Here is a 13,541-nt window from a genome sequence, read left to right as displayed (position 1 = left end):
TATTCCAGATGCTCAGACGTTCAGCAGCAGGAACTCGCGCTCCCACGAGCTGATGACGCGGAAGAAGGTCTCATATTCCTTGCGCTTGACCGAGATGTAGGCGCGGCAGAAGCGCTCGCCCAGCAGCGCCTGCAGCTCGCTGCACTGCTCCAGCCCGTCCAGCGCTTCGCCCAGCGAGCGCGGCAGGTTGTAGCCCAGTTCCTTGGCGCTGCCGGTCACCGGCGCATCCGGTGCCAGCCGCTCGCGAATGCCCAGCAGGCCGCAGGCCAGGGTCGCCGCCATCGCCAGATAGGGATTGGCGTCAGACCCGGCGAAACGGCTTTCCACGCGCATGTTCTCCGGCGTGTCCAGCGGCACACGCAGCCCGCAGGTGCGGTTGTCATAGCCCCAGTGCACGTTGCTCGGCGAGACCTCGCCGAACACCAGCCGGCGATAGGAATTCACGTTCGGCGCAAAGAAGGCCATCGCCTGCGGCACGTACTTCTGCAGGCCGCCCAGGTAGTGGCCGAACACCGGGCTGAACTCGCCCTCAGCATGGGTCTCACCGGCGAACACATTGCTGCCATCGCTCACCCGCACCAGGCTCTGGTGGATGTGCATGGCACTGCCCGGCTCGTTTTCCATCGGCTTGGCCAGGAACGTGGCATACACCCCGTGGCGCATCGCCGCCTCGCGCATGGTGCGCTTGAACAGGAATACCTGGTCGGCCAGGTCCATCGCATCGGCGTGGGTGAAGTTGACCTCCAGCTGCGCGGCGCCGGATTCGTGGATCAGCGTGTCCACGTCCAGCTTCATCGCATCGGCGTAGTCGTACATCAGGTCGAGAATCGGGTCGAATTCGTTGACCGCATCGATCGAGTACGACTGCCGCGCGGTTTCCGGACGCCCGGAGCGGCCGGCCGGTGGCAGCAGCGGGAAGTCCGGGTCGGTGTTCTTCTGCACCAGGAAGAACTCCAGCTCCGGCGCCACCACCGGGCGCAGGCCCAGCTCGGCGTAGGCCGCCAGCACGCGGCGCAGCACGTTGCGCGGTGCCAGCTCGTGCGGCTCACCGCTCTTGGTGTAGCAATCGTGGATGACCTGCGCGGTGGCATCGGCCGCCCACGGCACCATGCGCACCGTGTCCGGATCGGGGCGCAGCATCATGTCCGAGTCCGACGGCGAGGTCAGGTCGTAGTAATCGTCAGGGAACTCGCCGGTGACGGTGGTGGCGAAGATGCCTTCGGGCAGCCGCGTGCCGTAGTCGTGCGAGAACTTGTCAGCCGGAATGATCTTGCCGCGCGCGTTGCCGGTGATGTCCGGCACCAGGCACTCGACCTCGGTGATGCGCCGCTCCTTCAGCCAACGCAGCAGACTGCTTTCCTGCGGTGCGGGGGGCGTAGCCGTCTTGCGCGGGCGCGTTCGGGAACTCATCGGGAATCCAGTCGGTTCTGTTGGTGCTGCCGGCAAGCTTGGCCGAACGCACGGAAAATAGCGTGATAGAACGGCGAATCCATGACACGCCACTCCGGGTGCCACTGTACGCCGAGCACGAAATCATGGTGCAGGCTGCGTGCCGCCTCGACCAGGCCATCATCGGCCACGGCTTCGACCTGGAGCCCCTGCGCCAGACGAGCGATACCCTGCCCGTGTACCGAATTGACCTGCGTCCGGTCACTGCCGCTCCACCGCGCCAACCAGCCATCAGCGGCCAGGGTGACCGTGTGGGCCGGCCCGTACTGCACCTCCACCGGCGCCTGCGGGTCTTCGCGATGGTCGGCCAGACCAGGCACCGCGTGCACCTGCGGATGCAGGTTGCCACCCAGCGCGACGTTCAGCTCCTGGAAGCCGCGGCAGATCGCCAGCACCGGCAGGTCCAACGCCAGCGCTTCGCGCAGCAGCCCGAAGGCATTGGCATCGCGGGCCGGGTCGTGCGGATTGCCTGGCCAGCTGCGGCCGCCCTCGTAGTGCTGCGGTTCGATGTTGCTGACCGCGCCGGTCAACAGCAGGCCATCGAGCCCCTGCAGCCATTCGCCAGCCGGCAAAGGAGGCTGCAGGCTCGGCAACACAACCGGGGTCACCTCGGCCGCCTCGGCCAGCGCGCGCACGTACTTCTCGCCGGCCACCGCGAAGCGGTGATGGCCGAGCACGGTGCTGTCGGTGGGCAGGCCCACCCAGGGCAGGCGGCGCATGGGAAAACTCCTTGGCGTGCCGACACGTTACCCGTCGCCCGGCGAACGCGGCAAGTCGTCGCCGTCACACCATGGCCGTCACGCATCGGCGAAACTAAGCGCGTGAACGCTGATCGCCCTCCCCGCGCTCCGCCCGTCCGTACTGCGCCCGCAAGGCCTGCGATGAGCGCCGCCTTCCCGCCCAGCTGGTACGCCGCCAGCTTGCCCGAGCCGCCCGCACTTCCCTCGCTGCAGGGGAATGTGCAGGCCGATGTCGCAGTGCTTGGCGCGGGCTACACCGGCCTGACCGCAGCACTGGAACTGGCTACGCGTGGCCAGCGCGTGGTGGTGCTGGACGCGCAGCGGATCGGTTGGGGCGCGTCCGGTCGCAACGGTGGCCAGGCGCTGGTGGGCTATGGCTGCGAGGTGGACGAGCTGGAGCGCCAGCTCGGCCGCGACGATGCACGCCACCTGTTCGACTGGTCGCGTGACGCGGTGCAGGCGATGCGCACCCGCATCGATCGCCACGGCATCGACTGCCATTGGGTGGAAGGCCATGCCAGCGTCGCCATCCGCGAACGGCATGAGCGTGAACTACTGGCCAACTGCGAGCACCTGCAGCGCCACTACGACTACCCGATGCAATGGTGGAACCGTGATGCCCTGCGCGCGCAGCTGGACAGCCCACGCTACCGCGCCGCGATGTTCGACCCGCTCAGCGCGCACCTGCAACCGCTGGCGTATGCACGCGGGTTGGCCGACGCGGCGCGCGCCGCCGGCGTGGTGATCCACGAGAACTCCGCGGTGACCCGCGTGCAGCGGGGACCACAGCCTTCCCTGCATACCGCTCAGGGCAGCGTGCGCGCTGCGCATCTGGTGGTGGCCGGCAACGCCTGGCTGCAGGGCCTGCTGCCCGTGCTGGAGCGGCGGATCATGCCGGTCGGCACCTATATCGGCGCCAGCGAACCGCTGGGTGCTGAACGCGCCCGGGCGCTGATCGGCAACAACATGGCCGTGGCCGACACCGCATGGGCTCTGGACTACTTCCGCCTCAGCCACGACCACCGGCTGCTGTTCGGCGGCCGCGCCAGCTACTCGGCCCTGCCCCCACCCGGCCTGCGCGGGGTGATGCAGCGGCGCATGCATCAGGTGTTCCCGCAGCTGGCCGACGTGGCACTGGACCAGGTCTGGGGTGGTTATGTGGACATTACCCGCAACCGCGCCCCGCATTGGGGTCGGCTGGACGGCAACCTGTACTTCGCGCAGGGGTTCTCCGGCCATGGGGTGGCCGCCGCCGGGCTGGCCGGCGAGGTGATCGCCGCCGCCATTGCCGGCCAGAGCGAGCGTCTGGACGTGTTCCAGCGCCTGCGGCACGCGCCCTTCCCTGGTGGGCGGCTGCTGCGGATGCCGCTGCTGGTGGCAGCGATGTCGTGGTACAAGCTGCGGGATGCGTTGTGGTAGCGGAACCCTTCCCGCCCACATAATCGGTGCAGGAGCTGGGGGAGCACGTGGATGCAGTGGTGGAAAGACGGCCTGCTGGTGAGGATACGGGTCAGCCCCGAGGGGCTGGTGCTCGCACTCGTCTATGCCGTCGCCTGCTGGGGTGCGCGCAAGCTGTCATTGGACCAGTTCTTCCTGCCTGCCGGCGTACGGGTGGCCGCATTGCTGTTGTGCCCGCCTCGACTGTGGCCCTACCTGCTGATTGGTGAATACGCCTACTTCGCGCATCTGCGCATCCCCCTGATCAGCAAATACAACCTGACCTGGGTGATCCTGGCCTCGGTGTTCCTGATGCCCGCCGTGATGCTGATCGTGCGCCTGCACCGGAAGCTGCTTGCGCGCACCACGATCCTCGGCGTGATCTCCATTGCGGTATGCGCCGCGACGGTCATCAGCCTGCTCAACCTGGGAATCTCGTACCTGCTCTGGGAGCCGTTGCAGAACGCATCATTCATCACCAACGTGTTGCGCTATGCGCTGGGCGACTTCACCGGCATCCTCATCCTGGCGCCACTCGCACTGCTCTGGATCCGTCGCGCCGAGGAGCAATGGACGCCCCGGTCAGTTGCTGCTGTGGCAGGAGCACTCGCAGCCATGCTGGTCGTTGGCCTGCAGGCGACTCCGGTACCTGCCTCGATCACGGCGCCTGGCTCGCTGCAGTTGTTGTTGATCCTGCCTATTCCCGCAATCGCCCTGACCTGCCTGCTGGGATGGCGCGGTGCGGCCATCGGTGTCGCCGCCGTTAACATGATTCTTGGCGTCAGCACCCCCGCCGACCATCCGACGGCATTCGACCCGGCCACTTTCGCTACCCAGCAGGCCATGGCCATCGCCAGCATCGCCCTCCTGCTGCTTGGCGCACGCATCACCCACTTCCAGAACCAGCACCGGTTGCGCGAGGAAGATGGCAGAGCGGCCCTGCAGCTCGCACGGAATTCACATCTGGCCAGCGAGATGGACCTGCGTGAGCGCGCGGCCCATCTGCGCCAGTTGGGCGATGGCATGGACCTGTCGCTGAACGAAATGGTGAACTGGCTGCATGCGCAGGGCCATCACGCCGTGGCCGACAGCCTGCGGCATACCTCGGAGGTGCATTCACGCCTGTTCCGGGCCCAGGCCAGCATGATCTATCCCGCCGCCCTGGAACGGCTGGGCTTGTACGTGGCCTTGCAGGCGGGTGGAGTGCGTGAGGCGTGGAATGCCACGCATCGAATCGGGCAACCCAGGTTGGTGGGTGATCCGTGTCAGCTCAGCCCCGGCTTGCAGCTGGCAGCCTATCGCTCGATCGTCGAAGCAGTTTCGATCCTCCTGGGCAGCGAGAAAGGCCAGCTCATGGTCCAGGCCCGCTGCGGGCAACGTGCCGGCCACCGCGGCATCGTCGTTGTGGTTGCGGCGATGGATCCGCATCAGACGCTGTCAACGGCAACCCTCGATCTTGCAACGTCCCAATTATCTGCTCGGATAACCGCCTATCGTGGTGCGCTGCATTGTGGCCGTAGGAGAATCAGGCTGATGCTGGTTGAAGCAGCCGATGCATCACAGGGCGAAGAGGCCTCGGTCTGGGGAACCGGTGTACCTGCCGGACTGCAGCCGCCCGGGACAGCCCCCCACTCTTTGTAGCCCGGTGAAAAATGCGATGAATATCACAACCTTGTCGTGACATTCTCCAAGTCTCCTTTTCGTATGTCCGCATCACGGATAGTAGGGTGAGATTGCGCCCATCTGAATCTATCGATACTGTCGCGCTGAAGGGAGTGCGTCATGTATCGACTGGACAGCGATAGTGTTCGACGAGCAGGGGAGGCTTGCGTTTGAAGTGGCTGAGAAATGGGTTTGAGCTGAGTTTCCGTATCCGCCCGGCAGGCCTTGCGCTGGCGGTACTCTACGCTGTCGCGTGCTGGACCACCTGGCACCTTTCCGTCGATCAGTTCTTCCTTCCGGCTGGAATCCGTGTTGCGGCGCTCTTGCTGACCCCGAAGCGAATGTGGGCCTATCTGGTACTTGGCGAGTATGCCTACTTCGCCCACATGCGCTATCCGATGATTGAAGATTACGGAATGGCCTGGGTCATTTTCGGATCCGCATGCCTCATACCAGCAGTGGCGCTGATCGTTCATCTTCATCACAAGCTGATTGCTTCCACTACCGAAAGCTGGTTGCTTTCGATCGCGGCATCCGCTGCGCTGGTGGCCACTGCTCTCAAGCTCGGTCTGATTCACATGCTGTGGCCAGTTCCGCCGAGCATGCCGTTCTACACGAACGCGATGCTCTACGTGCTCAGCGACTACATTGCAATCCTTACGGTCGCGCCCCTGGCGCTGCTCTGGATACGCCGACACAGCGGCTATGACTGGACGACCTGGCGACGCCGACCGACCATCGCAGCCCTCACTTCGCTGGGCATGCTGGGCGCCCTGCTGCTCCAGGTCAGCACGGAGGATCACTCGGCACGAGCAACGCTGCAGTTGTTGCTGGTGCTGCCAGTCATCGCACTGACTTGCATGCACGGTTGGCGAGGGGCGGCTGTGGGTGTTCCTCTGATGAACATCATCCTCAGCCAGACCATGCCAACCACAGGTCTGCCCGGGTCATTCGACGAGACCACTTTCTTCACCCAGCAGATCATTGCCATCACTAGTACAGCGCTTATCGCGCTGGGACCGCGCATCACCCATCATTACAATCAGCGCACACCTGTAGCGATGTCAGCATCGCGGGTCAATGCACTCTCGCGCTCGGCGCATCTTGCCAACGAGCAGGACCTGCGCGAACGCGCGCTGGGCCTGCGCCAGATTGCAGATGACATCGAAGAGGCTCTGGGAGAGACAGTGCAACAACTCAAGGCCGATGGCCATGAAGTTCCTGCGTCTGATTTGCTCCGCACCTTCTCGCAACGCTCACGACGATTCCGTGAACTGACCAGTATGGTCTATCCCACGGAGCTCGAGCATGCAGGCCTCTATGTCGCCTTGCGTGCCGGGGGACTCAGCGAAACCTGGAACGCCAGCCATCGCATCGTCCGTCCGATACTTGGCGGGGATCCATGCCAGCTGAGCATGGGCCTGCAGCTTGCCGCGTATCGCACCTTTGCCGAAGCCGTATCCCTTTTCCTGAAGGACGAATCCGGCCAGATCCAGATCAGCGCTCGCTGCGGTCGCTATAGAGGCGTGCACGGTATCGTGCTGAGGGTCGCGCTGCTGGACCGACATCGCACACTCGCCTCGCGAACCATGGAGAGCGCCATTGATCGCCTCTCTGCACGCGTGCACGCCTATTCCGGACGCGTGCAATGCCGGGGCCACCGCATCACCATGGTGTTGCTGGACACTGCAGGCGAGGCCGAGCGCGGAACACTTCCATACAAGCGAAACGACATTTGCGAGACGCCCGCGCGCCAGTGATCGCAGACGGACGATCGATAGCCCAGGCGACGCCTGTGGCTCGCCCCCCGCAGAGGTGTTTCCTCGCTCTGCGAAGCAAGCCACAGGCAGGCCACCTGTATTCAGCCCGTCATTTGCTACTGACCTCGCGCTCGACGGACCAGACTGCCCCACGGCCCTCTCCATAGACGACCAGAGAAAAATCAGGCCCGCGGAAGACAACGCTGCGGCGAGCATTCTTCGGTATCGCCAAAGGTTTGGACGGCAACGACACGCGAGCTACGGTCTTGCCGGCCGGCAATGCCCAGAACGTCGATTCGATGTTGGCAACGATCAGATTGACCTGGCCGGTCAGATCATTGACCTGGTAGTACGACACTCCATCCCGCTCGAATGCGTAGACAAGCCATGCGGGATCTGAACTCAGATCAAGCGCCGCAGGCTGGCTCTCTCCCAACCCAGCCGTTGCCAGTGGTACACCCTGCCCTCCGCCGGGACAGCATGCAAACGACAGCGCAGGAACGACCAGCAGCGCAGCAGCGGCGCTCAACTTCGACAACCGGGAAAATCTCACAGGCATCTCCATGATTGAAAGGTGGACAACATCAAGGCAACACAGGCGCGGCCTTGGTAGATAGTGCAATATCCCCTGAGTGCCCCCCTGGCGACGTGAACAATCTCAGGACACGCTTCCCTGTCAGCATACTTGCGCCGCTCACAACCCCGCCGTTCGCATCACTCGCCCTACGTGGATACGGACAACGGCGGAGTTTCTGCCAATACCGTTGCACACCCCGCGAAGTACCGCTACTTTCGCCGCTGGACCGTTACCGCCCCGAGGGAATGTGAGCGTTGCTCGCGTACCAGCCCATCCGAGATGGAGCGCCGTGAAGAACATGGCACTAGCCGGCATTCCAGTGCACCCGGCCGGGCTTCTCTTGGCTGCCGCGTACGCTATTGCCTGCGTTTCCGCCCGACAGTTTTCCCTGGACCAGTTTTTCCTTCCCGCCGGTATCCGCGTGGCAGCGCTTTTGATCGTTCCACAACGCCGATGGCCTTATGTATTGCTGGGAGAATTGGGCTACTTCGCATATCTGCGCATCCCTACGATCGACGAGTACGGTCTGGAATGGGTCATCCTGGCGTCCACGCTGCTGATGCCGATGGCGATGCTGGTAGTTCACCTCCATCTGAGAAAAACCATATCCGAGGCAGCCACCGGATTCTGGCTGCTGTCCCTTTCAATCTCGGCAGCGGTTGCGGTTACCGGCCTCAACCTGAGCCTTTCTCGCCTGCTGTGGCCAGTTCCTCCCCCGGACACCCTGCTGGATGCTGCCGAAAGAGTCGTATTTGGTCATTTTGCCGCGATCATTACCATGGCCCCCCTGGCCCTTCTTTGGGCCCGGCGGCGCTCCGGTTCTCCATGGCAGAAGAGGTTGCTCGTTCCATCCCTCGTGGCCATTGCTCTGATGCTGGCCCTGGGGCTGTGCATGCAGCTGATTTCGACGGATGCCCATTCGACCCGTACCCACCTTGTGCTATTGGCGGCACTCCCAGCCATCACCCTGACCTTCATGCATGGATGGCGTGGCGCTGCCATCGCGATTCCACTGTTGAACCTTCCACTTCATTTCGCCACCCCCAGCACCGGCCTGCCGGCCTCGTTTGATCTGGGCACGTTTTCCACCCAACAGAACATGGCGGTGATGAGTGTCGCGCTGCTTGCGCTCGGTTCCAGCATCAGCTATCACCATCAGCGCGCCCGATCCCGCGGTCTGGCCGAGGAAACGACGCTGCGCCTGACACGCAGTTCTCACCAGACCAGCGAACGTGAGCTGCGTGAACGGGCCGCCCATCTGAAGCGTCTGGGCGACGGCATGGACAGCTCGCTCGTTGAAATGGTCAGCTGGCTCAAATCGCAGGGCCATCATGCCGTGGCGAACAGCCTGCAACACGCGTCATCCGTGCACTCACGTCTGTTCCGCGAGCAGGCCAGCATGGTCTACCCCACTGGATTGGAACAGGTCGGGTTGTACATCGCGCTGCAAGCAGGCGGCGCATGCGAGATCTGGAACAACACGCATCGCGTCATTCCGCCCAGGCTGGCGGGTAACCCCTGCCTGCTGACTGTGGATCTGCAACTGGCCATCTACCGCTCCTTGATCGAGGCGGTGTCACTGCTGCTGGAGCTGGAGACTGGGCAGGTCTGCGTGCGTGCCCGAAGTGGCCAGGCGGGCGGACGTCGCGGCATCGTTGCTATCGTGAGCCTGCTCGACCGTGACTGCACGCTGTCGACACGCACCACCCAACAGGCCGTCGAGCGTCTGGCCGGACGGATGCTTGCCTACGGCGGAACGGTCCACTGCCGGGGCAATCGCCTGCGACTGGTCCTGCATGAATCGATCACCCACACCTCGCCAGCGGCGGCCTGACACGGGATCTGGCCCGGCGCGCAACGTTCGCCGCTAAAGTTACACCCGAAACCGCCGCTATCCGTGCCGAGCCCTCCTTCGTGAGCCACCGCATCATGCCCGTCCTGCCGCAGGCCGCCGTCGATGGCGACCTGGCCGATCCGCTGCCGCAGCGGATCCTGCTGGTCGAAAATTCCCGTGCCTTTACCGGCATGCTGCGCGAAGCCATCGAGCAGCGCCTGGAACTGCCGGTGGTGATCGCCTCCACCCTGGCCGAGGCCGATCGCCTGCTGAGCGAGGGTGGCGGCTGGTTCCTGGTGCTGACCGGGTTGGTGCTGGCCGACGGCGACCGCGATGCGGTGGTCGAGTTCTTCCTCAAGCGCGACCTGCCGACCGTGGTGGTCAGCGGCGTGTACGACGAGGACCTGCGCAAGCGCGTGCTGCAGCAGCAGATCATCGACTACGTACTGAAGAATACCCCCGGCAGCATCGACTACCTGGTGTGGCTGGTGCAGCGGCTGGAACGCAACCGCCGCATCGCGGCGCTGGTGGTGGACGATTCCCCGTCCGCGCGCGGCTATGCCGCCGCCCTGCTGCGCATGTATGGCCATGAGGTGCACGAAGCGGCCGATGGCAACGAGGGCCTGGCCGCGATCGAGGCGCATCCGGCGATCCGCCTGGCGGTGGTCGACCAGGAGATGCCCGGCATGCAGGGCGTGGAATTCACCCGCCGCCTGCGCACCCTGCGCTCACGCGACAAGGTGGCGGTGATCGGCATCTCCGGCAACACCGACGCATCGCTGATCCCGCGCTTCCTGAAGAACGGTGCCAACGACTTCCTGCGCAAGCCATTCTCGCGCGAGGAATTCTTCTGCCGGGTCTCGCAGAACGTGGACCAGCTGGAACTGATCGGCACCCTGCAGGATCTGGCCACCCGAGACTTCCTTACCGGCCTGCCCAACCGCCGCTGCTTCCTGGAACAGAGCCAGCGCCAGCTGCCGCAGCTGCAGCTGCATGGCCAGTGCGTGGCGGTGGCGATGATCGACATCGACCACTTCAAGCACATCAACGACACCCACGGCCACGAGGCCGGCGACGATGCGCTGCGTGCGGTGGCCGGTGCGGTGGCCGCGCATGCACGCAGCCAGGACCTGATCGCACGCTTCGGTGGCGAGGAGTTCTGCCTGCTGGTGCCGGACATGGAACAGGACGAGGCACTGCAGTACTTCGAGGAACTGCGACAGCGCATCGCCGCACTGGAAGTGGACATTGGCACCGCGACGCTTCGCATGACGGTCAGCATTGGCCTGTGCTGCCTGCGCCCGCAGCGTGATGCGCTGCATCGGCTGATCTCCGAGGCCGACCGCCAGCTGTACCTGGCCAAGGCCGGTGGCCGCAACCGGGTCAGCTGCACCACGGTGGCCAGCCCGCTGCGCCCGCGCGAGCCGGCCCTGCCCTGACCGGCCCGCTTTGATCCAGATCAACGCCGCACCCGCGCGGCGGCTCTACAGTCGGCCCCGACATACGCACGAAGGGGAGCCGGGGATGGCACTACTGGTCTGGCAGGACGATCTGAACATCGGCATCGATGTGATCGACCAACAACACCGCCGCATCATCGAGATGCTCAACCACCTGCACGTGGCCCAGGCCAGCATGCAGCGTGCGGCGGTGGGTGAAGTGATCGACGAGGTCGTGGACTACACCATGTCGCACTTCGCATTTGAAGAAGAGTTGATGGAAGAAGCGGGCTACCCGTTCTGTGCCGCGCACAAGCGCGTGCATGAGGTCTTCATCAAGCGGGTATCGGAATACCGCATGCGCTTCCAGGCCGGCGAGGACATCAGCGACGAACTGCGCACCATGCTCTCACGCTGGCTGTTCAATCACATACGCGGTGATGACCAGGCCTATGCCGAACAGGTCAAGGCGCACCTGAACCAGTTCGCCCGCGAGCACCAAGGGGGCGGTTGGCTGGGGCGTACGCTCAAGCGCTTCTTTGGTTGAGCCTCAGGGCGCGCCGGTGCAATGCCACCAGCGCGCACAGGGTCGCCACCGCAGTCAGGCACAGGTAGTAACCCACCGCGACCAGGCCGAAGCGTTCGGCCAGCCAGGTGGCCAGGTACGGCGCCGGTGCCGCGCCAAGGATGCCGGCCAGGTTGAAAGACAGCGACGCGCCGGTATAGCGCACCTCCACCGGGTAGATCTCGGCCAGGAAGGTGCCGCAGGGGCCGTAGGTCAGGCCCATCAGGAACAGGCCCAGGCACAGGAAGCCAGTGACCAGCCACGGGCTGTGCGGCTGGAACAGCGGCGCGAACAGCACACCGAAACCGACGATCAGTACGCTGGCGACGATCATCGTGCGTCGCGTGCCCCAACGGTCGCCATAGCGCGCCGACAGCGGGATACCCAGCGCGAAGAACAGCATGCCGGCCATCTGCATCAGCAGGAACTGCTCGCGGCTGTAGCCCAGCACCGCGGTGCCATGGCCGAGACTGAACACCGTCATCAGGTAGAACAGCACGAAGGTGGCGAACGCGCCCAGGGTGCCCAGCAACATCGGCACCGGATGGTCACGCAGTACCGTCCACATCGGCAGCCGCACCGGCGCCTTGCGCTCCAGCGCCTTTTTGAAATCGGGCGTCTCGTGGATGTTCAGGCGCACCCACAGGCCAAGGCCGACCAGCAGTGCGCTGGCCACGAACGGGATACGCCAGCCCCACTGCAGGAAGTCATCCTGGCTCAGGCAGCGGCCGAGCACCAGGAAAATGCCGGCCGACAGCAGGAAGCCGAGCGGCGCACCCAGCTGCGGGAACATGCCGTACCAGGCACGTTTGCCCGGCGGTGCGTTCTCGGTGGCCAGCAGCACTGCCCCACCCCACTCGCCGCCCAGCCCCAGGCCCTGGCCAAAGCGGCACAGCGCCAGCAACGCGGGGGCCCACAAGCCAATCTGCGCGTGGGTCGGCAGCAAACCGATCAGCACCGTGGACAGGCCCATGGTCAGCAGCGCGGCCACCAGCGTGGCCTTGCGGCCGATACGGTCACCGAAGTGGCCGAACACTGCCGAGCCCACCGGACGCGCGATGAACGCGACCGCGAACGTTGCCAGTGACTGCAGCAGCGCCGCCTGCTCACTACTGTCCGGAAAGAACAGGTGCGGGAACACCAGCACGGCGGCCGTGGCGTAGATATAGAAATCGAAGAATTCGATGGTGGTGCCGATCAGGCTGGCCAGCAGGACTCGACTGGGGGAATTCACGGACGGCGCGGCAGCGGTGATCGTCGACATCGGCAACACGGGTAACGGCGGATCGCCCGATTCTGCCACGGGCCGGTGGCCGCACGGGGCGATGGTTTCAGCCGACACCGATGCCAACGGAATTTTTCGGGCCACCCGCTAGGCTGCGCCACCGGTCCCTGCATGGATGCTTTGCCGATGACTGCAGTCGCGCTGTCGTGGTCCGATTCGCCGAAGCTGCCGCGCATGGCGGCATGGCTGGTGGTGCTGCTGGTGCATGGATTGATGGCAGTGTGGCTGCTGGGCAGCGGCAGGATCATGCTGCGCAGTAACGACGACGCAAGGATCTCGCTGCGCTGGCTGCCGCCGGAACCGCCGACGCTGGCGCCTCAACAGCCTACCCTGCGCTCCGCACAGGTGACGCGTCCGGCCGCTTCGGCGATGCCACGTCCTGCCCCGGCTGCCCAGACAGATTCCACCCTACCAGCCGCAGAGGAAACGGCCGTTGCGGCGCCGCTGATCCTGGGCCTCCCGGCGGGCAGCATCGACGGTGGCGACGGCATCAGCGCTGCGGGTGTCGCTCCGCGCCTTATTGGTCGCCGCGAGATACACCCGGCATTCGCGCCGCGCCGCAATTACTTCCGGATCCGCCGGCAGATGACGCCGGAGCAGATCGTGCATGGCGTAGCGCAACTGCTGGGTTTGTGGCCACCGGGGTACATTGTCGACCCCTGCGAGCTGGGCAAGCAGGACATGGAGTATTTCCAGAACGCCGTCGAAGAAGCCGACCGCGACATGCTGCGTGCGGCAGTGCTGCAGGTGAGTACCCGCTGCCGGTAGCTCGACAGCTGTCTGCCTTCTGTAG

General features: G+C 64.8%; 11 protein-coding genes. 7 read left to right on the top strand and 4 right to left on the bottom strand.

Going from position 1 to position 13,541, the window contains the following annotated elements; genetic code table 11:
* Positions 1 to 12 precede the first annotated feature (12 nt).
* Positions 13 to 1,410 carry a glutamine synthetase family protein gene (locus tag ACZK4Z_RS07225; RefSeq protein ID WP_049423285.1) on the bottom strand — a complete coding sequence of 466 codons (1,398 nt, stop codon included), beginning with the start codon at positions 1,408 to 1,410 and terminating at the stop codon, positions 13 to 15.
* The gene (locus tag ACZK4Z_RS07220; protein ID WP_125893499.1) at positions 1,407 to 2,168 is read right to left on the bottom strand and encodes a gamma-glutamyl-gamma-aminobutyrate hydrolase family protein; all 762 of its coding nucleotides are present in this window, start codon (positions 2,166 to 2,168) and stop codon (positions 1,407 to 1,409) included. The genes ACZK4Z_RS07225 and ACZK4Z_RS07220 overlap by 4 nt, the downstream gene beginning before the upstream one ends.
* A gap of 162 nt (positions 2,169 to 2,330) precedes the next feature.
* Between ACZK4Z_RS07220 and ACZK4Z_RS07215 the strand changes: the two genes are divergently transcribed.
* The 3 genes from ACZK4Z_RS07215 (at position 2,331) to ACZK4Z_RS07205 (ending at position 7,048) form a co-directional block, all read left to right on the top strand.
* On the top strand, positions 2,331 to 3,608 hold the full coding sequence (locus tag ACZK4Z_RS07215) for an NAD(P)/FAD-dependent oxidoreductase (protein WP_125893497.1): 1,278 nt from the start codon (positions 2,331 to 2,333) through the stop codon (positions 3,606 to 3,608).
* 51 nt (positions 3,609 to 3,659) lie between these two features.
* The gene (locus ACZK4Z_RS07210; protein ID WP_125893495.1) at positions 3,660 to 5,267 is read left to right on the top strand and encodes an MASE1 domain-containing protein; all 1,608 of its coding nucleotides are present in this window, start codon (positions 3,660 to 3,662) and stop codon (positions 5,265 to 5,267) included.
* A gap of 185 nt (positions 5,268 to 5,452) precedes the next feature.
* A complete protein-coding gene (locus tag ACZK4Z_RS07205; RefSeq protein ID WP_260467284.1) occupies positions 5,453 to 7,048 on the top strand; it encodes an MASE1 domain-containing protein in 1,596 nt (531 codons plus the stop codon).
* Between the two features lie 109 nt (positions 7,049 to 7,157).
* On the opposite strand, the gene ACZK4Z_RS07200 is transcribed toward ACZK4Z_RS07205, so the two are convergent.
* Entirely contained in the window at positions 7,158 to 7,577 is a 420-nt protein-coding gene (locus ACZK4Z_RS07200) for a hypothetical protein (RefSeq protein WP_260467283.1), read from the bottom strand.
* 346 nt (positions 7,578 to 7,923) lie between these two features.
* Here ACZK4Z_RS07200 and ACZK4Z_RS07195 point away from each other — a divergent pair, with 346 nt between their 5' ends.
* The 3 genes from ACZK4Z_RS07195 (at position 7,924) to ACZK4Z_RS07185 (ending at position 11,445) form a co-directional block, all read left to right on the top strand.
* Positions 7,924 to 9,459 carry an MASE1 domain-containing protein gene (locus tag ACZK4Z_RS07195; protein ID WP_125893544.1) on the top strand — a complete coding sequence of 512 codons (1,536 nt, stop codon included), beginning with the start codon at positions 7,924 to 7,926 and terminating at the stop codon, positions 9,457 to 9,459.
* Positions 9,460 to 9,554: 95 nt separating this feature from the next.
* Entirely contained in the window at positions 9,555 to 10,898 is a 1,344-nt protein-coding gene (locus ACZK4Z_RS07190) for a diguanylate cyclase (protein WP_032127881.1), read from the top strand.
* Between the two features lie 85 nt (positions 10,899 to 10,983).
* On the top strand, positions 10,984 to 11,445 hold the full coding sequence (locus tag ACZK4Z_RS07185; protein WP_004151683.1) for a bacteriohemerythrin: 462 nt from the start codon (positions 10,984 to 10,986) through the stop codon (positions 11,443 to 11,445).
* Here ACZK4Z_RS07185 and ACZK4Z_RS07180 read toward each other — a convergent pair.
* Positions 11,426 to 12,727, bottom strand: a complete 1,302-nt coding sequence (locus ACZK4Z_RS07180) for an MFS transporter (protein ID WP_032127882.1) — start codon at positions 12,725 to 12,727, stop codon at positions 11,426 to 11,428. The genes ACZK4Z_RS07185 and ACZK4Z_RS07180 overlap by 20 nt on opposite strands.
* A gap of 147 nt (positions 12,728 to 12,874) precedes the next feature.
* Here ACZK4Z_RS07180 and ACZK4Z_RS07175 point away from each other — a divergent pair, with 147 nt between their 5' ends.
* Entirely contained in the window at positions 12,875 to 13,516 is a 642-nt protein-coding gene (locus ACZK4Z_RS07175; RefSeq protein ID WP_125893489.1) for a hypothetical protein, read from the top strand.
* The last annotated feature ends 25 nt before the right edge of the window (positions 13,517 to 13,541 follow it).

The organism is Stenotrophomonas sp. 71799_Sma (genome assembly GCF_056482505.1).
This window is presented reverse-complemented; position numbering and strand designations above follow the sequence as displayed.

Coding starts and splice junctions, on each gene's coding strand:
- ACZK4Z_RS07210 (WP_125893495.1), top strand. CDS start 3,660: ATGCAGTGGTGGAAAGACGGCCTGCTGGTGAGGATACGGGTCAGCCCC.
- ACZK4Z_RS07225 (WP_049423285.1), bottom strand. CDS start 1,410: ATGAGTTCCCGAACGCGCCCGCGCAAGACGGCTACGCCCCCCGCACCG.
- ACZK4Z_RS07180 (WP_032127882.1), bottom strand. CDS start 12,727: ATGTCGACGATCACCGCTGCCGCGCCGTCCGTGAATTCCCCCAGTCGA.
- ACZK4Z_RS07195 (WP_125893544.1), top strand. CDS start 7,924: ATGGCACTAGCCGGCATTCCAGTGCACCCGGCCGGGCTTCTCTTGGCT.
- ACZK4Z_RS07185 (WP_004151683.1), top strand. CDS start 10,984: ATGGCACTACTGGTCTGGCAGGACGATCTGAACATCGGCATCGATGTG.
- ACZK4Z_RS07190 (WP_032127881.1), top strand. CDS start 9,555: ATGCCCGTCCTGCCGCAGGCCGCCGTCGATGGCGACCTGGCCGATCCG.
- ACZK4Z_RS07175 (WP_125893489.1), top strand. CDS start 12,875: ATGACTGCAGTCGCGCTGTCGTGGTCCGATTCGCCGAAGCTGCCGCGC.
- ACZK4Z_RS07215 (WP_125893497.1), top strand. CDS start 2,331: ATGAGCGCCGCCTTCCCGCCCAGCTGGTACGCCGCCAGCTTGCCCGAG.
- ACZK4Z_RS07220 (WP_125893499.1), bottom strand. CDS start 2,168: ATGCGCCGCCTGCCCTGGGTGGGCCTGCCCACCGACAGCACCGTGCTC.